Source organism: Pedobacter sp. UC225_61, from assembly GCF_044452285.1.
Lineage (GTDB): Bacteria > Bacteroidota > Bacteroidia > Sphingobacteriales > Sphingobacteriaceae > Pedobacter.
The window spans coordinates 1543412-1567968 of record NZ_JBIOAL010000001.1; the positions used below are offsets into that span (position 1 = coordinate 1543412).

Below are 24557 nucleotides of genomic sequence, written 5' to 3' on the forward strand. Positions count from 1 at the left end.
ATTTCAACTATGTTTATAAAAAAATCAATTTTCGGATTAATTGTATTCCTATCCATAACTATGGCGGCAAAATCACAAGTTAAAACAGCCTTTCAGGTAAGCTTCACAGAACCACAAGCACACTATGCAGAAGTAGAGATGAACATGACTGGCTTAACTGCTAAAAGTTATGTAGATGTAAAAATGCCAGTATGGACTCCGGGTTCTTATTTGGTGCGTGAATTTGCTAAAAGTGTAGAAGGTTTTGGAGCTACAGTTGCTGGTAAAGCTGTTAAAGCAGAAAAGGTAAATAAAAATACCTGGAGAGTGTACAATGCTAAAGCAAACGCTGTAAAAATTAACTACCGTGTTTATGCTTTCGAAATTTCTGTTCGTACCGCATTTATCGATGCTTCTCATGCATTCTTATCGTCGGCAAATATTTTTATGTACCCTGCCGGGATGATAAAAACACCAAGTACGGTGAAGATTATTCCATTTAAAGGATGGGATAAAGTAAGTACAGGCTTAGAGCCAGTAGCTGGACAACAATTCACTTATACTGCTCCTGATTTTGATATTTTATACGATAGTCCATTGGAAGTAGGTAATCAAGAGGTATTTGAGTTTACAGCTGCGGGTGTTAAACATGAAGTAGCCATGTATGGTGGTGGCAACTACGATAAAGAACGTTTAAAAGTTGACATGGCTAAAATAGTTGAACAAGAAACAGCTGTTTTTGGCGAAAACCCTAACAAACATTATACATTCATTGTACATAACTATGCACAAGGTGGTGGTGGTTTAGAACATTTAAACTCTACTGTTTTAGGCGCAAGCAGAAATGCATACGCTAGTGAAAGAGGATACCAAGGTTTCTTAGGTTTAGTTGCACATGAATACTTTCATTTGTGGAATGTGAAAAGATTGCGCCCAATTGCTTTAGGCCCATTTGATTACGATAACGAAAATTATACGACAAACCTTTGGATTGCAGAAGGCTTCACTTCTTATTATCCAAATAAAGTGATGTTAAGAGCTGGACTTATTACTCCAGAGGGTTTCATAAATGCTAATTTAGGTGGTATTGGTACAGTAATGAATACACCAGGCGCTAAAGTTAATTCAGCTGCAGAATCTAGTTTTGATGCATGGATTAACCCAGCGTATCGTCCATCAGAAAATGCGAATAACACTTTTATCTCTTATTATTCAAAAGGCCAAGTAATTGGTAATTTAATGGATTTAGAAATTATCAATGCTACTAAAGGGGCTAAAAGTTTAGATGATGTAATGAAAGCAATGTATATACAATGCAAAACTTTAAAACGTGGCTATACTGATGCAGAATTTAAAGCAATGGTAGAGAAAGTAAGCGGAATCAGTTTTACTAATTTCTGGAATAAATATGTAACCGGTACAGTAGATGTTGAATTTGCTAAGTATTTCGGTTACGCAGGTATTGATGTAGTAAATGAAAATGAAGGCAAAAGTGTACCTTATTTAGGTGCTAATGCAGGTAGAGCTTCAATGGGATCTGGTAAAGTTATTGTTGGTAGTGTAGCTCGTGGATCTGGTGCTTGGAACGGTGGTTTAAACGTAAACGATGAAGTTGTTTCGGTTGACGGTGTTCCTGCTGAGATGAGTTTAGAAAGAATGAGCCAAATAACCAGCAAAAAAGTTGGCGATGTAGTGAAGATTAGCATTGTTAGAGATGGTCTTAAAAAAGATTTGGATATCACATTAACAGCAAACCCAGCAGTAAGATTAAAAGCAACTGTTAAAGAAGATGCAACACCATTACAATTGGCTGTTCGCAAAAAATGGATGGGTAATTAAGTATAAACTACTTTCATTAAGATTCCCATCCGATAGCTATCGGATCAAGTTGGGAATGACGAACACAAAAAAATCCCGTTAGGTTTGCCTAACGGGATTTTTTATAACTATATATTGTTATTTGAATATGTATCTAAAGCCAATTTGAAATCTTGCGGCATTAAAATCATTTCCACCATCAAAGAATTGCCATGCTGGTCTCCAATCTAAAGATACACCAAGTGGTGCACCACTAATTTTATAATCTAAACCAGCATTAGGTCTAATTAAAAAGTTAGTATTATTGTTTCCAATCGCAACACCAGGTCCAACACCTAAATCCCATCTTAATCCTGGAGCGCCAGAAATATCACCATGGTATAAATATAGTGCTTGAATAAAAGTTACATGATTTGCAAATAGAACATCTCCTTCAATTGCTCCGTTCGCATTAAAGAAGTGTTTAATATGCGGTCCAACAAGTGTAGATCCATCACCAAAGTCGATGGCTAAACCACCTGCAGTTTTGTAATCTTGAGCTTTGGCATTAGATATGCCTAGTGTAAAAAGTGCTGCACCCGCAATAAAAGTAAAAAGTAGCTTTTTCATAATTTAAAGATTAAGTATTTAAATAGTTTTCATCAACATAACAAGATTTGTGCCGTTTGTATTTAATTAATGAAGATTATTTGATTTTTAAATTACTTAGAAGTTATAACTGAGCTACAATAGCGATTAGCACTAGCAATCTTCAGTATACTTATAGTTTATTGTAGGGTATAAATTGTCTATTGTTAATGAACATTTACATTTTGTTCATTAACATTGGCTCTTTGTTGATGAACACTAATGTATTGCTGATGAACAATTGCATTTTGTTGATGAACAATTACTCATTGCTAATGAACATTTGCTTTTTGTTGTTGAGCAATTACCTTTTGTTGATGAACAATTGCTTTTTGTTGTTGAACAATGCTTCAATGTTAATGAACATTTAGCTTTTGTTGATGTACAATTATCTTTTGTTGATGTACAATGCTTCAAAGTTAATGAACAATGCTTCAATGTTAATCTACAATTTAACTTATTAGTAAGTTGTATTCAAAGCTTGATGTATTTCTGCAAAAAGTAATCCGCTACCACCACCATAATGTTTAACAAGAGGTAATTCAGGTTTGTGCTTAACTAAATAATTTTTTAATTCAAGCTCTTGTTCTTCCACAATACCGCCACCAATAAGTACTAGCTTAAAATCTTGTTGTAAACACATCGCTAGCGCATCCTCAAAAGAGAAAGCAATAGTAGCTTGCCATAGTCCATCTTTATCAATTAATCTAGCAATGGTTTCCATAATTGGTTTATTGGTGCCTATGATTAATATTTTTACTTTTTCCATCTTTTTATACTGACAGCTACTATTGAATTAATAACCACTAAACCATTTAATTAAAACTCCATTGGAACTTCCATTAACAAAAATTCTGCATCGGCTGTTGCTTTTAGTTCTACAGAATTTGTATCCCAAATACCCATCCCATCTCTTGTATCTAATGCTTCACCGTTTACTTCTACTTTTCCTTTCAAAACAAAAACATACAAGCCATTTCCTTCTTTATGAAATGAATAGGTTTTTGCAGTGCTTGCTGTGAAATTTGCTAAATTAAACCAAGCATCTTGATAAATCCATACACCTGCATCATCTTTATTTGGCGACAAAACTTGTACAAACTCATTTTGAAGGTTTGTATTATTTAATACAATTTGATCATATCGTGGAGTTACATTTCTTTTGTTAGGGAATAACCAAATCTGTAAAAATTTAGCAGGTTTTGTTGCATCAGCATTGTATTCAGAATGATAAATTCCTGTTCCAGCACTCATTACTTGTATTTCTCCAGCTTTAATGGTCGCTGTATTTCCCATGCTATCTTTATGTTGTAATTCTCCCTCCAATGGGATAGAAATAATCTCCATATTATCATGGGGATGTTCTCCAAAACCCATGCCTCCAGTTACAATATCATCATTCAGAACTCTTAGTGCACCAAAATTAATTCGCTCTGGGTTGTAATATCCAGCAAAGCTGAAACTTTGATAACTTTTTAACCAACCATGATCTGCCACCCCTCGGGTGTTAGCTTTGTGTATTACTGTTTGTGCCATATCTGTTATAAATTAGTAATACAAAGATAAGCTCACTTATAAATTTGGTTCTTGATGTAGGATAAGAAATGTTTGCTACATATTGCTTGAACAATAATCCATGTAATAAATAAATAAAAAGTCGATAAAATGTAAACAGTCGATTAAAAATTAGAACTGCAAATGGAAAAACATAACTTAGTGAAATGGTAAACCGAGCAACATACCAAGCAGCTAAATTAGTGGCTTCGAAAATAGAAGTACATTTTGCAAAACATTTAGCTGAAGCTAATGCTAAAGGCGAACAAGATTTAGCACCACAACCACCTGCACGAGTTATCGAAGCAATATTAGATGCTGCTTTTTGGTCGAGCTTGCGTAAAGAAGAAGGACACTCTCCTAAAATATCGATTGCTTTTTTACCACCAGAACAAGCTGGTAAACCTTTGCTTTTTAACCACAAATTACCATTAAATCCAAATGTATTAACCAAATTAGCACCAGGTGTAGAACGAGGTGGTATTCACATTGGCGTTTGGCACGATGGATATAATTTACATATTTGGGGTACTACCTTAAATATTCCTAATTACTGTTTTGTAGTCGATGTTTCAGAACCAGCATTATTGGTTATTAAACACCGTAGAATTTATGGCTTCGGTAAATACACCAACGTAGCGGTGTTAAAAGGCGATCAAATAAAAATTGTAGAGGATAAAAGTGCAGGTAGTCCAGACTGCCCTTCCATATTATTATCATTATTAGATTTAACAGCACATTCGTATTGGAATGATTCTGCAAATATTTTAATTCAATTAGCAGTTTCTATGCGAGCGCATGGAAGAGGTGGAGCATTGTTGGTTGTCCCACAAGGTACAAAGGATTGGGAAAGTTCGGTTATTCAACCAATTAGTTATGCATTAAACCCTTCATTTAAAGGATTGGCTGATTTAGTGCATAAAGATAGACCTGATGCGAGTGAAATATTTTGGCAAAGTGCCTTAAAAAGAGAAGTAGATCATTTAGCCGGATTGACTGCAATTGATGGTGTAACTATTATTACAGATGAATACCAATTGCTTGCTTTTGGTGCTAAAACGGGCAGAGCGAATAGTAGTGCTCATATTCAAGAATTATCTTTCTCTGAACCAATTGCAGGTGGCGAAGCTGTAGTTGTTCATCCTGCAAAAATTGGTGGAACTCGACATCTTTCTGCTGCTCAATTTGTGTTCGACCAAAGAAATGCACAAGCTTTAGTAGCTTCACAAGACGGACATTTTACCGTGTACAGCTGGTCGCCAACTTTAAATATGGTGCAAGCACATCGAATTGATACCTTATTGCTATAAATCTTTTTAATTAAGATAAAATAACAGCAGCAGCAATTGCGATTAGGTAGGAAATACAAATAGCTAAACGATCGGCTTTAACTCTATCCCTTATCGTTAAAGGGCTAGTTACTTTTACAACTTTATGTCTGGCATAAAGAATAGTTGGTAGGGGTAATTTAATAATCATGGGATGATGTTTTTATAGGTTATTTTTTTTATTACAAAACTTAAGCCAATGATTACTAAGTTGTTTGATTTTTTGAAAATCTAGCTATACGATTGGTATTCGCACTTTTTAAATTTCATTTTTTCCCTCCTTACATCACATGTATGTTTTCTTAAACAGGTCATTTTATACAGTGTTCTTTTTTCTATATAGCAATTAAACTGTATTCATTATCGTGTGATTGTTGACTAAAACAAGTGTACATTTAATACTGATTTTTATTAAAATCTATCTATTTTATTGAACAATGTAGTTTTTATAAAAAGTAAATTGAAAATTATTATGCTGATTATCAATAAATTAAAGTGTTTTATAAAATATTTATAGTACTATGTATTGCATAATACTATATGAAACATATATCTTTGTTTTATGATAGCAGAAAATACGCAAACACAAATGCGAAAAGGCATAATTGAATATTGTGTGCTTTTAATTATATCGAGAGGAGAGATTTACGCTTCAGATATTATCGCCGAATTAAAGCAGGCAAAACTACTCGTAGTTGAAGGAACATTATATCCTTTACTTACCCGCTTAAAAAACAACGGATTGTTGAGTTACAACTGGGTTGAATCTACATCTGGTCCACCACGTAAATATTATGTGCTTACCGAAGATGGCAAACAGATTTTAAAACAATTGGACACCACATGGGAAGAATTGGCTTATGCCATAACTACCTCTCAGCATGGTGCAACTAAACCAACAGACGCTCAAAATTAAACACAGCAAACATGAAAAAGACACTTATTATAAATATTGGTAACTCTATCATTCACATTGAAGAGGATGCCTACGAGATATTAACTACTTACCTTAACGAGATTAAACAACATTTTGCTAAAAATGCTGATGATTTTGAAATTGTAACGGATATAGAAAACCGAATTGCTGAAATGTTTTCGGAAATTTTGCAAGCTGCACAAAAGCAAGTAATTGAATTAGCAGATGTTCAGAGTGTAATTGCACAAATGGGTCGTGTTCAAGATTTTCAAACAGAAGACGAAGAAGAAGCTCCGCAAGGAAATACGTATACCAACTATACCAGTAGTAAAAAACTATACCGCAAACTATACCGCGATACAGATGAAGGCGTAATCGCAGGCGTTTGTGCAGGTTTAGGTCATTACTTAAACATCGAAGCACGTTGGGTAAGATTAATCGCTTTCTTGTCTATCTTTTTGGGTGGATCTGGAATATTAGCCTATTTCATTTTATGGTTTGCAATGCCAAGAGCAGTTTCTAGATCAGAAAAAATGTCGATGAAAGGTGAAGCAACTAATTTATACGGTTATCAAAGAAGTTTTGACGAAGAGCTTGCTGCCTTTAAAGAAAACATGAAATCTGCAAATGCACACCTCGGACCAATGGTTAAACGTTCAGGAAATTTTATTACTGAAATGATAGAGGTTTTAGGCAGATTTTTAAATGGTACTGGTAAAGTAATTATGAAAATTATTGCAGGCTCATTTATTATTTGCGGTTTTGGAATGATGATCTCCTTAATTATCTGCTTAGCTGCATTTTTAGGTTTCTGGGATTCGAATGCTTATGATTATTTCCCTTTATCAATTATTAACCAAGGTTTTAGAAGTGAAATTGTATTAGGTGCTTTTGTTACCTTGTTTATTCCGGTATTGGCCTTGGTTTTATTTGCGATAAGAGTAGCTTTTAATAGAATGGCCATCCATAAAACAGTTTCTTTTGCTTTATTAATTATCTGGTTAATCGGCGTTTCATCTACTGTTTATTATGTTGCTAAAATTTCATCGGAGTTTCAAGAACATGCAGAATTGGTACAAACTACAGAGTTAAAAACTTATCCAACTTATGTAGTTGATGTAGATAAAAGCATGGTGTTAAGTAAAGACGATAGTGTAGCGTATAGAATTAGTGAAATGGATTTTGGCAAACGTATCATTGTTGATGATTCTGATGATCATCCTTTTAGAGTTCCACGTAATGTACGTATAGAAATCGTTAAAAGTGATAATGCTAAAACTACCATGGTTCAAACTTACGAATCGCAAGGAAAAACCTTTCAAGTTGCCTTGCAAAATGCGCAAAACATTAACTACAAATACACACAAAAGGATTCATTGCTAACACTTAGTCCGAGATTAGAGTTAAAGAGAGAAAGTATTTGGAGAAATCAAGAAGTACACATTACATTAAAAGTACCAGTTGGAACACATTTATTCTTAAACGATAATATATATAACTACTTACAATTTTACTATTACTCTTGCAATACAGATGATCAAAAAGATAGTGAATACAGAGAATGGGTAATGACTGAAGAAGGTTTGAAATGTAAAAGTGAACTAGATCATCCACAAGACGAAATTCATCCTTAACTAATTTGTTTACATGAGTGATTGGAGCGCATTCTCCTTTCACTCAGACAAACAAAAGAACAGAGAAATCATGAAAAATTTACTAGTGCTATTCACATGCCTTTTGGTGTGCGGGGCTTCTTTTGCCCAAAAATTAAATAAGATTTCTGGTAAGATAACCAACGAGAAGTCTGAAAATGTACCTTATGCCATTGTTAAATTAGTGCACTTGCCTGATAGTAGTTTAGTTAAAAGTGCGTCGGTAGATTTGGATGGTGGTTTTGCTTTTGAAGAAATTAAAGCAGGGGAGTATTTACTTTCTATTAATATGGTTGGTTATAAATCGTTAACAACACCAAAATTTATGGTTAACCAAGATGTAGCACTTGCAGTAATTAAAATAGAAAGTGCTACTAAACAATTAAAGGAAGTTACCATACAAGGTAAAAAACCATATATCGAACGTAAAATAGATAAAACCGTACTAAATGTAGAGGGAAGTATTGTTTCATCGGGTAATAGTGCGCTAGAACTTTTAGAAAAAGCACCAGGCGTTACAGTTGATCGACAAAACGATGAAATTAAACTAAATAATAAATCGGGTATTACAGTAATGATTGATGGAAAGACTAACTTTTTATCGGGTGCAGATGTAACTACGTTGCTAAGTAATATGAGCAGCGATCAAATTGCAACGATAGAATTAATTACTAATCCATCTTCAAAATACGACGCTGCGGGTGCTGCGGGGATTATAAATATCAAGCTGAAACGTAATAAAGCTTTTGGTACAAATGGAAGTTTATCATTAAATACTGGTCAAGGTTTTCAGCCGAATTTCCCAAAAGATATGTATCGTGTTGGTTTAAGTTTAACACTTAATCATCGCGTAAATAAGTGGAATGTATATGGAACTGGAGCATTTAATAGAAAGGTTGGCTTTAACAACATCAACGTTTTACGAAATACTTTCACGAAAAACTTAGCAAGTTCTTTTAACCAGAATTTTGAAAGAAATACGACAGGAGTTGCATACATGGGTAAATTGGGCGCAGATTATTACGTATCCGACAAAACGGTTATTGGTGTAATGGTTGATGCAAATACCATAAACTCTGATTTAAATAATGTAAGTCAAACACACATTAGTGAAATGCAAAGCAGCATTGCAACTTCTAATACAGTAGATCAGTTGGCACTTTCAGATTCTCCAGTTGGAAATTTAACGGCGAATTTCAACATCAAACATGATTTTGATAAAGAAGGAACTAATTTAGCTTTTGATGTAGATTACTCTGGATTTAGCAATAAAAAGAACGATAAGTTTAATGCACAATATTTAGACAATACTGGGACTTTAACTAAAACCACTGCATTAAGAAACTTTACTGATGCACAAATAAATGTAGTAGCAGCTAAATCAGATTTTACATGGGCTGTAAATAAAACGGTAAAAGTAGAAGCAGGTTTAAAAAGCAGTTATGTCGTTACACATAATGATTTAATTTCTGAAAACTATTTAGCTGGAACTTGGCAAAATGATGCTGGAAAATCTAATAGTTTCATTTACAAAGAAAACATAAATGCAGCATACACTAATTTTGCGAAGGAATGGAAAAAATGGCAAATTCAATTAGGATTAAGAGCGGAATACACACATTCTAATGGTAATTCGGTAACGAGTAATAAAGTAGTGGATAGAAATTATTTATCACTATTTCCGACCTTCTTTGTAAATCAAACCTTAAATAAAGACAACAGCATTAATTATTCTTTTAGTAGAAGGGTTGATAGACCAAATTATCAGCAATTAAATCCTTTTGTGTTTTACATGGACCCTTATGCTTTGGATGAAGGAAATCCATATTTAAAACCTCAATTTACCTATAACTATGAAGTAGGATATACGTATAAAGAAATTTCATTTTCTTTGAATTATGCAGATACAAAAGATATGATTACTCAAATTAGTCAGCAAAATGAAGAGACAAGGATTATCAATGTAATTCGTAAAAATTTAGGAAGGGCCCAAACCTATTCTGCTAATTTATATTTTCCAATTAAGGTGGCTAAATTTTGGAGAATGCAAAATAACATAAGTATGTTTTTCTTAAAGTTTGATGATGGAAATTTAGAAGGGGCAGCATACACTGCCAATAAAATAGCCTATAATTTTAATACAAATCACTCCTTTACCTTACCTCAAGATTTTTCGTTAGAACTTAATTTTTGGTTAAATACACCAAGTTTAAGAGGGGTGGAGCAAACTACAATTACACAATACGCTTTAAATGCTGGTATTCAAAAAAGCTTAATGAATAAGAAACTTAAAATTAGGTTGAGCATGGATGATATCTTTTTAACCAATCATTGGGAAGGGAAATTGCAGTATCAAAATGTAAACTTAAATGTCGTTAATCGATATTTAAGTAGACGAGGAGCATTTACAATTAATTATGCTTTTGGAAATCAAAATGTAAAATCAGCCAGGAATAGAAATACTGCAACTGATGATATTAAAGGTAGAGCAGGAAGTAATTAATAACTTAAAAATAATAACATGAAAAATAAACACTATTTATTCGCAATTATATGCTGCCTAGTATTTGGATGTAATTTAAATCAGTCCAACCAATCTATCAGCGTTAAAAAAACAGAAGGAGCGTATAATTTCGAAGCTTCTTATCCCGAAAGGAAAACAGCAAAAGTAATTGCATATATAGAAAGTACATTAAAAGAAGATGACCTTTTTTCAACTGTAAAAAGCAAGCACAACTCGGAAGTTGTTTTGAAAGATAACACTCGATTTTATTTAAAAGCTGAGCCAGGTTTTATCATTATTGATGTTAAGAAGCAAAAAAATTCGTTGACTTCTTATCAAAAAATGGAAAAACTATGCATGGGCATTAAAGATGTAATTAGCGAAAACTAAAAAAAGCTGATGTTTTCATCAGCCTTAAGGTAAAATTTAGGTGCGGCGGAAACGCTGCACTTTTATATTATAATTATTTATTTAACAGTGTAACGATAAACTGTTCTGCCTACATTTCCATTTTTATCAATACCTTCTACAACGGCACGATAAGATCCTTTGCCATCAGCATTAAAAAACTCAAAACTTACATTGCCTTTATCGTCAGTAATTAATTTAGGATTCCAGTAAATGGTTGTACGTAAATCACTGTTTGGATATATAACTGATGGAAGGTATTTTGGTGAATAAAACTCACGCTCTTTGCTATATCCCATTGGACTAAACGTAATGATGTTTGTTTTTGGTAACATGTCCATCAATTCTTGTTTACTTATTTTTTTGCCAACAGGTGCCTTTTTAGTATTAATTACCAATACACCTTTCGTTCCGTACGCTCTATCAACAGTACCTAAATCATCTTTTAGGAAAACCTCAACAGATTCTACTTCGGCAGGATTTACATTGTTAACGTCTCTAGTATCTACTGGATTTCCATTGATGAAAACTTGAACTGGAGTTCTGCCGCCTTGATTGTAATCTCTTGAAACATAGAAATTCTCAATGTCAAAAGTCATTCCTGTAGCCATCGTTTTTAAGCAGTTTAAAAATTGACCACAACCAGTTGAAAGACGATCACCAGTAATTAAATGATCTGGTACCATACTTAAACCGGACAATGTACTGTGGTCTGCATGACTTGGTTTTTTAACAGCTGCGCCTTTAATTTCAACAGTTTTAAGTGTGCGCAAGTATCTGTATTGCTTTTGACTATTGCTTAAATAAGCAGAAAGTACGGTGTCAATGTTAGTTACTTCATCGGCATTATTAATATTTTTTGCAGCACCAGCTGTAGGAGTTCCATCAAGCATAATCATTAAATTTGCTGCATTCGGATTGTATTTAGCACTAACCACTACTTGAGAAGAATCTGGGAAAGTTAAATTCTGAAAATTAAATACGCCCATATTACTGGTGACTGTTTCTGAAGAAATTGGTTTTCCGGTAACCATTAAACGCATGGCACCTTTTCTTATTGGCATACCCGTACGGTCTCTTAATGTACCTGTAATGTTAATTCCCTGCTCTGGCAAATAGGTAACAACAGGATAACGTCCAGCTAAAATATCTTTATAAGCAAATCTGCGATATCCTTGAGTGAGCATTAATTTATCTAGATCACCAAGTTTTTTATCGTCAGTTTTAGTGAAGTAATAATTAGGTTTTTCAATATATCCTTTTAAGTCTGATGTAAGTAACAACGAGCTTAAAATTGTGGTTTCACTGTTTTCATCTACAGGTACTTTTTGTTCATCGATAACCGATACAGAAAAATCTCCTGCAGTTGGCAAACCAGCACTTTTGGCATCTAATGTCATTTTTACTTTTTGACGAGGCTTGTAGACGGGTAAATCTGTTTTAACAGTTAAATTCATTGCATCTGGATGCAAAACAAAAGTTAATCGCTCACTTAAAGGTTCATTATTTGCGTTAAACAAAGTAATTTGAACTACTCCGGATGGAAAATTCTTTTTAGGAATTTTAGTCATAATGACTTGATTTTTTAAACTGGCTTTAGCAGCATAATAAATCACATTAGCATTTTGTGCAACAACAAAAAGAGATTTATCTGTATTCGCTTCATAAAAGGATGTGTTAGCTAATATTTTAAGATTAATAAATTCTGCATTAGAATTGACTATTTGTAATGTAATACCAGAAGCAATTGCTTTAGGCAAATCAAAAGTTTTTATGGTGCCATCCTTAAATGTAACCTTAGCCTTATAGTTTTTGCCATTTTCTGGAGTAACGTAAAACGAACCCATGCCTGCGTAAGAAGATGTAAAAGCAGTTACTTCGTTGTTTTGATCATCAATAATAACACCTTTTGCATCAATGCCTAAACCTGAAACTTTAATTGCCTTAAAACCTATTTGATTAGGTATGCCACTAATCAATTGCCCTCCTTCGGGAAAAAACTGAAAATCTACATTGCTTACGGTTTGTTTTAGGTTAAAGCTCGCACTTGCAACCTCTTTATCTGCAATGTTGATATCAGTTATTAAAGTTCCTTTTGTAATAAGCTCTTCAGCTTTGCTATTTACCGTGACTGTTAAAATACCATTTTGATCTGTTGTCCCTTTTCCTTTTAACACCACATCGTAATTAGAAATAACTTTCCAGTTTACTGTTTTATTGGCATAGGGTTTCTTGGCAATATCTTTAAATTGAATTTTAGCTGTAGTTTTTAAATTCTTATCGTTTTGCTCGTTACTATATGAAATATTAGTGATTAACTTTTTGTCTATTGCCTCGCCAAGTGGAATGGTTTTAGTAAAGAAATAATCATTGCTAAAGTTGAGCATCCATAATGTATACGCTCTTACATAATAATTACCCTGTTTGTAGTTTTGCATATTAAGCGGAATATTGCCATAAGCAACTCCATTTTTAAGAGGTAATTTTACAGTTTGCATTAAAAAATCTTGAGCATTCCAAACTTCTACGTACACTATTTTACTTAAGGGCGAAGGCAAGTTTTGATCAATAGTTGCATAGGCCTTAAACCACATCGTATCGGCAACAGCATAATAAGGCTTGTCAAAATGTAGGTAAACTTTTTCTACTGGTTGTTCGTCAGCTAATCTTTTAGTTTTTGTAATGATGTTATTCAATGCAATGCTATCCTGTTGTGCAAAAGCAGCTGAATTCAGAATAAATATAAAAGCGACTAACGTAAAGAGAATTTTTGGAAATTTCATCTAATTGGATTAAGCTTTGGAATGTTTGCTAATATATTGATTATTGATTGATGGATACGCATTGTAACTAATCTTTAACATATTTTTACAATTCAAAAGTGCATAAAAAAACGGATGCCTTTTTGCAAAGCATCCGTGTATAGCTAATGTGTTTTTTACTTGAATTCGATAATGAATTCTGATTTTGGTTGACGTACTTTTTTTAATCCTACTAACCAATCGCCAGTTTCATCACGATATCCTAAAGGCATAATTGCAACACTTTTTAGTCCTTTTTCTGTCAATCCTAAAATTTTATCGTATTCGGCATTGTCGAATCCTTCCATTGGTGTAGCATCTACTTTTTGAATAGCTGCTTCGGCTAATGCCATCCCAAAACCTATATATGCCTGACGAGCTGCGTGATTAAAATTCACATCTTCACTTCTAGGTACATAACTATTAATCAACATTTTTTGATAATCTGTTGTGCTTTCTGGTGGAGTGCCACGTTCGTTATGTGTATGTGTAAACACACCATTAATTCTATCTTCTGTATAGGTATCCCAAGCAGCAAAAACCAAAAGATGAGAAGAGTCTATAATTTGAGATTGATTAAATGAATGTGGTAAAAGTGTTTGTTTTAAATCTGGATTAGAAATTACGATAACTTTATAAGGTTGTAAGCCAGAAGAAGTTGGTGCTAAACGAGCAGCTTCTAAAATCAAATCTACTTTTTCTTGCGGAACAGCTTTGCCGTTCATTTTTTTAGTGGCATAACGCCAATTTAGTGCTTCTATTAAACTCATTTTATATATCAATTTTATGGTACAAAAGTGATTAATATAAACCGATCTCCTCTTGATGTATGATAAGTAAATTGTCATTTTGGGTGTAATGACAATCGGGTGTTAAAAGAAAAGCTGAACATTTGCCCAGCTTTTCATTGATGTTCTTAAAATTAATTTTTCAGCTTTGCTCTAAATAATTTTTCTAGCTTTTCCATTTTAGGTAAAATCACCAATCGGCAATAAGGAAGCTCGCCATTTTTAATAAAATAATCTTGATGGTAATTTTCTGCTACATAAAAAGGCTCAGCTTTTACAATTGTAGTTACCACAGGTTTGCCAAAAGCATTATCTTTATTTAATGCTGCTTTATATTTCTCTGCAATTTCCTTTTGTTCATCGTTATGATAAAATATAACTGAGCGATATTGTGTGCCAACATCTGCGCCTTGTCTATTTAATGTAGTAGGGTCGTGGCTTTTCCAGAAAACCTCTAACAATTCATCGTAACTAATTTTTGCAGGATCATAAGTTACTTCAATAACTTCTGCATGATTTGTAGTTCCGGTGCAAACTTCTTCATAGGTAGGGTTAGGAACATCACCACCTTCATATCCAGATTTAACGTTACTTACGCCATTTAAGCGTTGAAACAAAGCTTCTGTGCACCAAAAACAACCCATTCCAAAGGTTGCTTTTTGTAGTTTCTGTTTTTGAGCTTCAGCATCTTGCATAGATAAAAGAATTAAAACCATAATTGTGATATATTTCATCTTGATATTTACTTAAGTAATAATACGTAAAACAAAATAGGATAGTTTTTTAAAGTTAAAAAGGGACTTAACCTTGACAAATTGTATTTTTAATTGTGAATTCAGCTAATTTGTTAATAACTTAACTTTTTGTTGTTTAGTTTGTTAAATAACAAAAAATAGAAGGGTTAAGATTTATTAACATATCTTTTCTAATTTTAATGTTCATTAAATAAAATATTATGTCTACACCGTATATCCCCTGCCTTGATTTAGGTACGTATATTAATGGAAATGAAGAACAACGTAAAAAGTTTTCTGACGAATTAGGAAGAGCTTTTAACGATTCTGGTTTTGTAACCATCACTAATCATGGCGTAAGTCAAGAATTGATTGATAAATTATATAAAAATATTAAAGGCGTTTTTGCTTTGCCTGTAGAAACGAAACGTAAATACGAAAAACCAGAGTTAGCTGGACAACGTGGCTATACAAGTGCTGGCAAAGAAACTGCAAAAGGCGCTAAAACGGCAGATTTAAAAGAGTTTTGGCAAATTGGTCAGGAAGTAAGTGATGGAGATCCGATAAAAAATGAATATCCTGATAACGAGGTATTAGAAGAAATTCCAGAATTTAATCCGGTAACAAGAGAAATTTATAAAAAACTGGAAGAGAATGGTAAGCATCTATTACGTGCTATTGCTACTTATTTAGAATTACCAATTAATTATTTTGATGAACATGTACACAATGGAAATTCTATTTTAAGAGGGATTCATTATTTTCCAATAGAAAATCCTGAAGAATTGCCTGATGATGCTGTACGTGCAGGAGCGCATGAGGACATTAACCTAATTACCTTATTAATTGGTGCAAGCGCCGATGGTTTAGAAGTTTTAACTCGAAGTAATGAGTGGTTAGCGATTAAAGCAGAACATACAGACATTGTAGTAAATGTTGGCGATATGTTGCAACGTTTAACCAATAACAAATTAAAATCTACTACACACAGAGTGGTAAATCCACCACGTGAATTAATGAAAACTTCACGTTTTTCTGTTCCATTTTTTTTGCACCCGCGTAGCGATATGGATTTAACCTCGTTGAGTTCTTGCATTGATGCAGAACATCCAAAAGCATATAGCGATATGACAGCTGGAGAATATTTAGATGAAAGATTAAGAGAGATTGGCTTGAAGAAATAAGCTTACAAAAACAAAAACGGGTTTCATATTTGGAACCCGTTTTTGTTTAAACCTTTTTAGAACATTATTTTAAACTATTTCTTTCCTTTATCTATTGCTCTGTTAATTGCATCTTGTATTCTAGGGCGGATATTCATTCTTCCAAGTTGCTCACTTACAGTTGGATTCACACGATTTGATAAAAAGATGTAAACCAATCCTCTAGATGAATCTACCCAAACACCAATACCAGTATAACCCGTATGTCCAAACGTTTGAGGAGAAGCCAATTCTGATGGATATTTTTTAGTCAAATCTGGATCCCAACGATCAAAACCTAACCCTCTTCTGCTCACATTAGATTGCTTACTGGTAAATGTTTCTACTGTTTGTGGCTTAAAATATTGTTCACCACCATACGTGCCCTTATTTAACATAAGTTGGTAATAAATAGCTAAGTCATTAGCACTCCCAAATAACCCTGCGTGACCAGCAACACCACCTTTTAATGCTGCACCTTGATCGTGTACGTAACCTTCTAACAAAGTTTTTCTGAACACTTGATCGTCCTCTGTAGGTACGATTTGATCTTTACTGAAACGATTACGTGGCAAATAGCCTGCAGTTTGCATCCCTAAAGGCGTATAAAAATTATCTAATACATATTGCTCTTCGTGTTTTTCTGTAATGTGCTCTACAATATCTTGCATTACATACATACTGATATCACTATAAACATATGTTCCGCGAGTTTTAATTGGAGAGTTTAGCATTTTTGGCCACATGAAATCACTAAAAAATCCTTTTTTAATGTAATATCTATCCGCAACTTTTGTTGGATAAGCAGCTGATGAATCACGACTATAATCTCCTTCTTTAATATAATTATGAAAAGGAATATAGGGAATAAATCCAGCTTGATGCAGCATTACCTCGCGAACATTAATCGCATTCATTGGTGTATTTCTTGCTCTGGGAATGTAGTAGCCAATGTTCGTATCCAATTTTAATTTTCCTTCCTCCACCAAACGCATTACAGTTGGCGTTGTTGCGGTAACTTTGGTAACCGAGGCTAAATCGAAAATATCGGTTACTTTATCTGGCATTACGTTATCGTAAGTGTGGTAACCAAAAGCCTTATTGTAAATTACTTTACCATCTTTAGCAACTAAAACCACCATTCCTGGCGATGCTTTTCCTGCAATTCCCTCGGCAACAATTTTATCAATTTCATTTAAATCCTCAGTATTTACACCCGCATCTTCAGGAACTGAATATTTTAAACGAGTAACTGTAGTTTTAAAACCAGAACCTGCAGTATACTTTGCAGAAAATCCTTTAGTTAAGGTTTGTTGTGCGGCTATTCCTCCAAAAATAAGCTGCGGAACCACCATTGCTGCTTCATTGTTATTTTGAGGGCTCCAAACAATAGGAGCACTTAAATTATCAAATGAACTTAGACTTTTTCCATCACCAAAAACAGCTAAAACTACATCTTTGTGTTTGGCTACATCGCTAATAAAATTTAAAAAACGACCGTTGTTTGCCATTTTATCTGTAATACTAATAATTACAGTGCTGTAATATTTCAAATCATCTGCTAAGTCATTTAGCGTAGCTGAATCACGATATTTTTCGGCACTTAAAGATTTTACTTCAGCATATTTATTTAATAAACTATCAAATGAAGATTGATATTCGAAACCTAAATTAATGGAAACAAATTTTTTATCCGCCAGTTTAGTAACAGGAATAAAGCCTTGCTGGTTGTTTAATAGAACTGAACTATTGGCAATGGTATTTATATTTTTTAATCGGTTTTCATTCTGTCTGTGATCTTGAGCACAAGCACTCATTGTGAAAACTATAGTTAAACAAGTGGCAATTATGCTAATTAATTTATTTTGCTTCATATACTTTTTCTCCATTTAGATAGGTTTTTAATACTTTATTTTGTAATATTTGTTGGTGACTCGCTTTCATGATATCATTTTCTAGGATGACGAAATCTGCAAACTTGCCAACTTCTAAACTTCCCTTTTCTTTTTCTTCAAAATTTGCTTTTGCTGCCCATATGGTCATTCCTCTTAAGGCCTGCTCTGGCGTTAATGCATTTTCCATCTGAAATCCGCCTTTTGGGAAATCCTTAGCATCTTCTCTAACGGTTGCAGCATAAAAAGTAAGCATCGGATTTATTTGTTCTACTGGGAAATCAGTTCCTAAAGGTATCCAACCATTTTGATCTAACAATTGTTTGTAGGCATACGCACCTTTTACTCTTTCCTTGCCTAAACGATCTGCTGCCCAATACATATCTGATGTGGCATGTGTAGGTTGTACAGAAGGCACGATGCTGGCACTGCCAAACAGATTAAAATCGCTTTGCGCTATCACTTGCGCATGTTCTATTCGCCAACGTTTATCATTTTTCCCTCCTAAAACCTGATTGTAAATTTTTAAGATGGTACGATTAGCCGAATCTCCAATGGCATGTGTGCACATTTGAAAACCGTGTTCGTTAATTTTTTTTGATACTTCTTCAAAGTGTTTACGATCACTTAATAGGAAACCAGATTTAGTTGGCATATCGGTATATGGATGTAATAAACAAGCTCCGCGAGAACCCAAAGCGCCATCAGCATATACTTTAAATGAACGAACATTTAGTCGGTCTGTTTTTATTTTCCCTCGTTTAAATAAGTAATCGTAATTTTTTTCGGCATCCGAAAGCATCACATACATCCGCATCTTTAGCGATTTGTTGTTATGCATTTTTTCTATAAATTCTACCGCATCAAAATTTAAACCGCAATCATCAATCGTAGTTAAACCTGCAGCAAAACAATTTTTCTGTGCATCTAATAGAATTTTTGTTGCTTTTTTCTCATCTGGCGGAGGGATTTTATTTGAAACTAATTCCACTGCGTTATCAACAAGTAAACCAGTTAACTTTCCATCTTTTTCTACAATATCACCTCCAGTCAATGCAAATGATTTTGTAATTCCAGCTGCATTTAAAGCGCTTTGATTAGCTATAGACGCATGTCCGTCAATTCTTTCTAATAAAACTGGTCTGTTTGGGAATAATTTGTCTAATTTTTCTTTACTTGGAAACTGTTTGTCCTGCCAATCATTTTGATCCCAACCCCTTCCAGTTAACCAACCATCGGGATGCGATTTTGCAAATTCTGTGAGACGGTTTAACACATCTTCCCAGCTCGTTGTTCCAGTTAAATCGGCACTTTGTAGGCTCTCGCCATAGCCGAAAAAGTGCGCATGTGCATCAATAAAACCTGGAAAAATTGCTTTTCCATTTGCATCTACTTCTTCTGTTGCACTGTATTGTTTACGCATATCAGCACTGCTACCAACGGCTAAAATTTTACCGTCCTTAACAGCAATCGCTTCTGCTATATCAAATTTGTCATTAACCGTATAAATTTTTGCATTATATATTAGTAAATCTGCTTTTGGTTTGCTGCATCCAACTAAAATTAGGAGCACAGCAAATAATGGGAGAATTCTTTTCATATTTTAAAGATATAAAATCAGTATGGAGTTTTTGAGTAACAAAATTAAGATAGCTGCAGATGCGTAGATTTTATTATTTATAATCTAGTATTTGATCTGCATATATGTGGCATAAATAATAGCAATTTGACAATTAAACAATCAATTTTTGTAACCTAGATTAGCCTTATTTTAGTTAAATTAGCAGCCTTACTAAAGAATATAGATGTCTGATATTATACAACTTTTACCCGATAGTGTTGCCAATCAAATTGCAGCAGGAGAGGTGGTGCAAAGACCTGCATCAGCGGTAAAAGAATTACTAGAAAACGCCATAGATGCAGGTGCGGATAAAATACAATTGATTGTTAAGGATGCTGGAAAAGCCTTAATACAAGTTATAGACAACGGTTGTGGCATGACAATTACTGATGCCAGAATGTGCTTTGAGCGTCATGCAACTTCTAAAGTTCGCAAAGCGGAAGATTTGTTTGCTATACGCACCATGGGTTTTAGAGGTGAAGCAATGGCATCAATTGCTGCAATTGCACAAGTAGAAATGAAAACCAAACGTCATGAGGATGAATTAGGTACATTGATACAAATTGAAGGCGCTTCTTTTATTAAACAAGAACCTGTTGCCACAGCAAATGGCACCAGCATTTCTATAAAAAATCTGTTTTACAATACACCTGCTCGACGAAATTTTTTAAAGAGTAATCCAGCAGAAATGCGTCATATTATTGATGAATTTCAACGCGTTGCCTTAGCAAAACCACACATCGCTTTTAGCTTACACCACGATGGATTAGAAGTTTATCGCTTGCCAGCATCTGCTATGAAACAACGTATTGTGCATTTGTTTGGCAATAATTACAATGAACGATTGATTCCAGTAGAAGAAGAAACTACGATTATTAACCTAAAAGGATTTATTGGAAAGCCAGAATTTGCCAAGAAAACTAGAGGTGAACAATTCTTTTTTGTGAACGATCGTTTTATAAAAGATGCCTATTTGAATCACGCTGTAAATAAAGCATATCAAGAATTATTACCTGATGATAATTTTCCATTGTACGTGTTATTTATTGACATTGATCCTGCAAAAATCGATGTAAATGTGCATCCAACAAAAACAGAAATTAAATACTTGGATGAAAAATCAATCTATGCGATTATTCATTCAGCAGTAAAAAGATCTTTAGGTCGATTTAACATTAGCCCAACTATAGATTTTAATCAAGAAACTGGTTTTAGCAGTATGATAAGTCATAAAGCACCAGAAGATATTGTGCCACCGAGTATTGCTTTTAATCCAGATTTTAATCCTTTTAGTGCAACAAGCACTGAGACAAAGCAAACTACTTTTTCTAGAAATGAGAGCAAAGGAAGCATAGCACCAAGTAAAAACTGGGGGTCTTTGTATGAGATAAGTAATCATCATGTTCCAGAACAAGTGTCTATTGATTTAGGAAATCAGAAGGATGATCAATTTGAACCTGTACAAAAGCAATTTATGCAGATACATCATCGTTATATTGTTTCTCAAATTAAATCTGGAGTGATGATTATTGATCAACAAGCTGCTCACGAACGAATTTTGTACGAACGATTTTTACTGCATTTGGATGATAGAAAAGGAGCATCGCAACAAAGCTTATTCCCTCAAACTGTTACGCTAAGTCCAAATGATTATGAATTAGCCAAAAGTTTGCTAGACGATATTAAAAGTTTGGGTTTCGAAGTAAGAGAGTTTGGTAAAAATACCTTGGTTATTGAAGGTATTCCTGTCGATTTAGGAAGTGCAAACATCAATGAAACTCAATTGTTTGAACATTTAATAGAAGGATTTAAAAACTCACAACAAGAACTTAAATTAGATAGAAGAGATGCGTTAGCCAGAAGTATGGCAAAAAATAGTGCAATAAAAGGTGGAACGGCTTTAAGTCAACAAGAAATGAATACCCTAATTGAAGAACTTTTTGCCTGTAAAACTCCTAATTTTAGCATTAGTGGGAAACCAGTTATACAAACTATTGCATTAACGGAAATCGCTCAGAAATTTGATAAATAAATATGAATAACATAGATATACCACCAGTTGTAAAGAATTTGCTCATCATTAATGTGATTTTCTTTGTTGCAACTTGGGTTTTCAAACAACAAGGAATTGATTTAGCTGAAATTTTAGGGGCTCATTATTTTGATTCACCCAAATTTGGTATTTGGCAACCAATTACCTATATGTTTATGCATGCCGATATCACACATATATTTTTCAATATGTTTGGTCTTTTCATGTTTGGCGGAATTTTAGAAAGTCGTTGGGGAGCTAAGCGATTTATTAATTTTTATTTAATTACAGGTTTAGGCGCTTTAGCTTTACAATGGGGCGTTCAAGCTTTTGAGCTGTATCAAGTAACTGGGTCGGTAATTAATCATGGTAATTTGCCATTAGATTTATTAGCGATGGATCGTTACAATCCACAACTTTTTTCCGAGGCGAATTCAGTAAAAATTGCTTCAATCTATTTTGGAACAATGGTTGGTGCTTCAGGTGCAGTTTTTGGAATAATGACGGCCTTTGCGATGTTGTATCCAAATGTAGAATTATATCTAATGTTTATACCGGTTCCCGTAAAAGCTAAATACTTTATTCCAATTTATATTGTTATAGAATTGTTTTTAGGTGTAGCACGCATTCAGGGAGATTCTGTTGCACACTTTGCCCATTTAGGTGGAGCTTTAATTGGCTTTATTTTAGTGAAACTTTGGAAAGATAAAAACACCTTTTACGATTATTATGAATAACAGTTTGTGGAACGATTTTAAGCTTAAATTTTTTAAATCTGGAAATCCGGTTTTTCTTTACATAGGCATTAGTATTCTTATTTTTGTAGGTGTATCATTAGCTTCGGTAATTGTTTTCTTTGCCGGTTATCAAGGGTTGGTTAATAATTTAATAGATAATTATTTAGCTTTTCCATCAGTTCCAGAATTATGGTTAAGCCACTTTTATACCGTTTTAACCTATCAGTTTTTTCATGCCGATTTCTTTCATATTTTATTCAATATGCTCTGGTTATATTGGATGGGACAACTCCTTTTGGATTTTGTGAAGCCACGTCAATTTCATGTATTATATATAGGTGGAGGGATTTTAGGCGCAGTTTTTTATGCTTTAATTTTTAATATAGTTCCTGTTTTTAAAACCGCAGAGAATATTCCATTAATAGGTGCATCGGCAAGTGTAATGGCTATTTTTACAGCTTTAGTAACCTTAGTTCCAGATTATAGCATTCGTTTAGTATTTATTGGTGAAATAAAAATTAAATACCTTTTATTGGTTTATATCTTATTAGATTTAATTGGAACAATGTCACCAAATGTAGGTGGAAGTTTAGCTCATTTAGGCGGTGTATTATTTGGATTTATATACATTAAACTGCTACAAAATGGAACAGATTTGAGTACCATTTTCAAGAAAAAACCTAAACTGAAAGTAGTTCGAAATGAAAATGTAAAAAAACAAGGAAGCGTTGTTAATCAAAAGGAAATAGATGCGATATTAGATAAAATTTCTAAAAACGGATATGATAAATTAAGCAAAGAGGAAAAAGAGACTTTGTTTAAGGCAAGCAAGAATTAATGAAGAAAAGTAAATTAACCTTTTTCGATAAACTGATCATTTTTATAGCAATATTAGTCGCTATAGGTTTAGTATGTGGAATGCTTGCGGGTAACAATGATCCTCGTCAACATATCATTCTCGCATTTTTCGGATTGGCCTATCCATTTTTTCTATTGGCAAATGTAATTTTACTGTTTTGGTGGATCTTACGTAAAAAATGGATTTTTTTCTTGTTAACGATTATCGTTATTGGTATTGGTTGGCATTCTTTAATTGCTACGTTTGGTCTTTTAGGTACTGCTGGAAAAAATGAAAAAGCAGAAGCTAGTTTAGTCAGAGTGATGACTTACAATGTTCATAATTTTAAACCTTACGGTGAAGAAATAACAGAGAAAGTAAAAGAGAAAATGTTGGGAATTGTGAAAACGCAAAATCCAGATGTTATTTGCTTTCAGGAGTTTTATAGCCGTTATAAAGGCCCATATGACACGGTAGATAGTTTAATGAAACTATTAAATACAAAATATTATTATTTCCAACCTACAATGGAAAGCCGATCTGAAGCAATTGGTTTAGCTATTTTCTCCAAATATCCCATACAAAATAAAGGAAATATAGTGTTCGGACCTGATGCAGGAAATGGGAGTATTTTTGTGGATTTAGATATTAATGGGCAATCTTTAAGAGTATATAATGTTCATTTACAATCCATTTCATTTGGTAGTGAAGATTACTCCTATTTAGAAAAGGTAACAAAAGAAATGGATGCCGAGATGAATTCTTCTAAAAGAATTTTACGGATGCTGAAAAATGCGTTTAAAAAACGTAGCGAACAAGTTGATTTAGTGAAAGCACACATGAAAACTTGTACAACATCATATTTAGTTGCCGGCGATTTTAATGATACACCCGCATCTTATGCGGTAACTAAAATTACCGATTCACTTAATAATGCTTTTATCAAACAAGGCCGGGGATTGGGAAGAACTTATAATGGTAAATTTCCTAATTTTCAGATCGATTATATTGCCACCACTAAAGATATTGAAGTTACAAATTATCATATTATCCAAGCTAAATTATCTGATCATTTCCCTTTGCGTAGCGACTTACGTTTAAAAACAACCAAGCGCTAATGCTAGCTT

General features: G+C 33.6%; 20 protein-coding genes. 11 read left to right on the forward strand and 9 right to left on the reverse strand.

Annotation, left to right across the window (positions count from 1 at the left end):
* Positions 1-9 precede the first annotated feature (9 nt).
* Positions 10-1818, forward strand: coding sequence for a M61 family metallopeptidase (locus ACHMWN_RS07360; RefSeq protein WP_397299124.1), 1809 nt, complete (start codon positions 10-12; stop codon positions 1816-1818).
* 117 nt (positions 1819-1935) lie between these two features.
* Here the strand turns inward: ACHMWN_RS07360 and ACHMWN_RS07365 are convergent, their stop codons facing one another.
* The 3 genes from ACHMWN_RS07365 to ACHMWN_RS07375 form a co-directional block, all read right to left on the reverse strand.
* Positions 1936-2406, reverse strand: a complete 471-nt coding sequence (locus ACHMWN_RS07365; RefSeq protein WP_397299127.1) for a hypothetical protein — start codon at positions 2404-2406, stop codon at positions 1936-1938.
* 478 nt (positions 2407-2884) lie between these two features.
* Positions 2885-3193 carry a hypothetical protein gene (locus ACHMWN_RS07370; RefSeq protein ID WP_397299129.1) on the reverse strand — a complete coding sequence of 103 codons (309 nt, stop codon included), beginning with the start codon at positions 3191-3193 and terminating at the stop codon, positions 2885-2887.
* Between the two features lie 50 nt (positions 3194-3243).
* Entirely contained in the window at positions 3244-3960 is a 717-nt protein-coding gene (locus ACHMWN_RS07375) for a pirin family protein (protein ID WP_397299132.1), read from the reverse strand.
* A 185-nt stretch (positions 3961-4145) separates the two neighbouring features.
* On the opposite strand from ACHMWN_RS07375, the gene ACHMWN_RS07380 reads away from it, so the two are divergent.
* Positions 4146-5288 carry a putative sensor domain DACNV-containing protein gene (locus tag ACHMWN_RS07380; RefSeq protein WP_397299134.1) on the forward strand — a complete coding sequence of 381 codons (1143 nt, stop codon included), beginning with the start codon at positions 4146-4148 and terminating at the stop codon, positions 5286-5288.
* 10 nt (positions 5289-5298) lie between these two features.
* On the opposite strand, the gene ACHMWN_RS07385 is transcribed toward ACHMWN_RS07380, so the two are convergent.
* A complete protein-coding gene (locus tag ACHMWN_RS07385; protein ID WP_397299137.1) occupies positions 5299-5457 on the reverse strand; it encodes a hypothetical protein in 159 nt (52 codons plus the stop codon).
* Between the two features lie 411 nt (positions 5458-5868).
* On the opposite strand from ACHMWN_RS07385, the gene ACHMWN_RS07390 reads away from it, so the two are divergent.
* From ACHMWN_RS07390 to ACHMWN_RS07405, 4 genes are all read left to right on the forward strand, one after another.
* Positions 5869-6222 carry a PadR family transcriptional regulator gene (locus ACHMWN_RS07390; protein ID WP_397299139.1) on the forward strand — a complete coding sequence of 118 codons (354 nt, stop codon included), beginning with the start codon at positions 5869-5871 and terminating at the stop codon, positions 6220-6222.
* A gap of 11 nt (positions 6223-6233) precedes the next feature.
* Positions 6234-7856 (forward strand): PspC domain-containing protein, encoded by a 1623-nt coding sequence (locus ACHMWN_RS07395; protein ID WP_397299142.1) that lies wholly within the window; start codon positions 6234-6236, stop codon positions 7854-7856.
* 70 nt (positions 7857-7926) lie between these two features.
* Positions 7927-10377 (forward strand): TonB-dependent receptor domain-containing protein, encoded by a 2451-nt coding sequence (locus tag ACHMWN_RS07400; protein ID WP_397299145.1) that lies wholly within the window; start codon positions 7927-7929, stop codon positions 10375-10377.
* 18 nt (positions 10378-10395) lie between these two features.
* The gene (locus ACHMWN_RS07405) at positions 10396-10767 is read left to right on the forward strand and encodes a hypothetical protein (RefSeq protein ID WP_397299148.1); all 372 of its coding nucleotides are present in this window, start codon (positions 10396-10398) and stop codon (positions 10765-10767) included.
* A gap of 77 nt (positions 10768-10844) precedes the next feature.
* On the opposite strand, the gene ACHMWN_RS07410 is transcribed toward ACHMWN_RS07405, so the two are convergent.
* The 3 genes from ACHMWN_RS07410 to msrA all read right to left on the reverse strand — a co-directional run bounded on the left by ACHMWN_RS07410 (position 10845) and on the right by msrA (position 15108).
* A complete protein-coding gene (locus ACHMWN_RS07410; protein WP_397299150.1) occupies positions 10845-13568 on the reverse strand; it encodes a carboxypeptidase regulatory-like domain-containing protein in 2724 nt (907 codons plus the stop codon).
* A 155-nt stretch (positions 13569-13723) separates the two neighbouring features.
* The gene (locus ACHMWN_RS07415; RefSeq protein WP_397299153.1) at positions 13724-14356 is read right to left on the reverse strand and encodes an NAD(P)H-dependent oxidoreductase; all 633 of its coding nucleotides are present in this window, start codon (positions 14354-14356) and stop codon (positions 13724-13726) included.
* Between the two features lie 152 nt (positions 14357-14508).
* Positions 14509-15108, reverse strand: coding sequence for a peptide-methionine (S)-S-oxide reductase MsrA (gene msrA / locus ACHMWN_RS07420; RefSeq protein ID WP_397299155.1), 600 nt, complete (start codon positions 15106-15108; stop codon positions 14509-14511).
* Positions 15109-15329: 221 nt separating this feature from the next.
* On the opposite strand from msrA, the gene ACHMWN_RS07425 reads away from it, so the two are divergent.
* Positions 15330-16292, forward strand: a complete 963-nt coding sequence (locus ACHMWN_RS07425) for an isopenicillin N synthase family dioxygenase (RefSeq protein ID WP_397299157.1) — start codon at positions 15330-15332, stop codon at positions 16290-16292.
* A gap of 74 nt (positions 16293-16366) precedes the next feature.
* On the opposite strand, the gene ACHMWN_RS07430 is transcribed toward ACHMWN_RS07425, so the two are convergent.
* Together ACHMWN_RS07430 and ACHMWN_RS07435 are read right to left on the reverse strand one after the other, a co-directional pair.
* Complete coding sequence (locus tag ACHMWN_RS07430; protein WP_397299160.1) at positions 16367-18199, reverse strand: serine hydrolase domain-containing protein; 1833 nt, start codon at positions 18197-18199, stop codon at positions 16367-16369.
* Positions 18171-19802 carry an amidohydrolase gene (locus tag ACHMWN_RS07435; protein WP_397299162.1) on the reverse strand — a complete coding sequence of 544 codons (1632 nt, stop codon included), beginning with the start codon at positions 19800-19802 and terminating at the stop codon, positions 18171-18173. Before ACHMWN_RS07435 ends, ACHMWN_RS07430 begins: the two co-directional genes overlap by 29 nt.
* A 205-nt stretch (positions 19803-20007) precedes the next feature.
* Here ACHMWN_RS07435 and mutL point away from each other — a divergent pair, with 205 nt between their 5' ends.
* The 4 genes from mutL to ACHMWN_RS07455 are packed head-to-tail and all read left to right on the forward strand — an operon-like array spanning position 20008 to position 24548.
* Entirely contained in the window at positions 20008-21855 is a 1848-nt protein-coding gene (mutL, locus tag ACHMWN_RS07440; RefSeq protein ID WP_397299165.1) for a DNA mismatch repair endonuclease MutL, read from the forward strand.
* Between the two features lie 2 nt (positions 21856-21857).
* Positions 21858-22592 (forward strand): rhomboid family intramembrane serine protease, encoded by a 735-nt coding sequence (locus ACHMWN_RS07445; protein WP_397299168.1) that lies wholly within the window; start codon positions 21858-21860, stop codon positions 22590-22592.
* Complete coding sequence (locus ACHMWN_RS07450) at positions 22585-23430, forward strand: rhomboid family intramembrane serine protease (protein WP_397299170.1); 846 nt, start codon at positions 22585-22587, stop codon at positions 23428-23430. Before ACHMWN_RS07445 ends, ACHMWN_RS07450 begins: the two co-directional genes overlap by 8 nt.
* Positions 23430-24548 (forward strand): endonuclease/exonuclease/phosphatase family protein, encoded by a 1119-nt coding sequence (locus tag ACHMWN_RS07455; RefSeq protein WP_397299172.1) that lies wholly within the window; start codon positions 23430-23432, stop codon positions 24546-24548. Before ACHMWN_RS07450 ends, ACHMWN_RS07455 begins: the two co-directional genes overlap by 1 nt.
* The last annotated feature ends 9 nt before the right edge of the window (positions 24549-24557 follow it).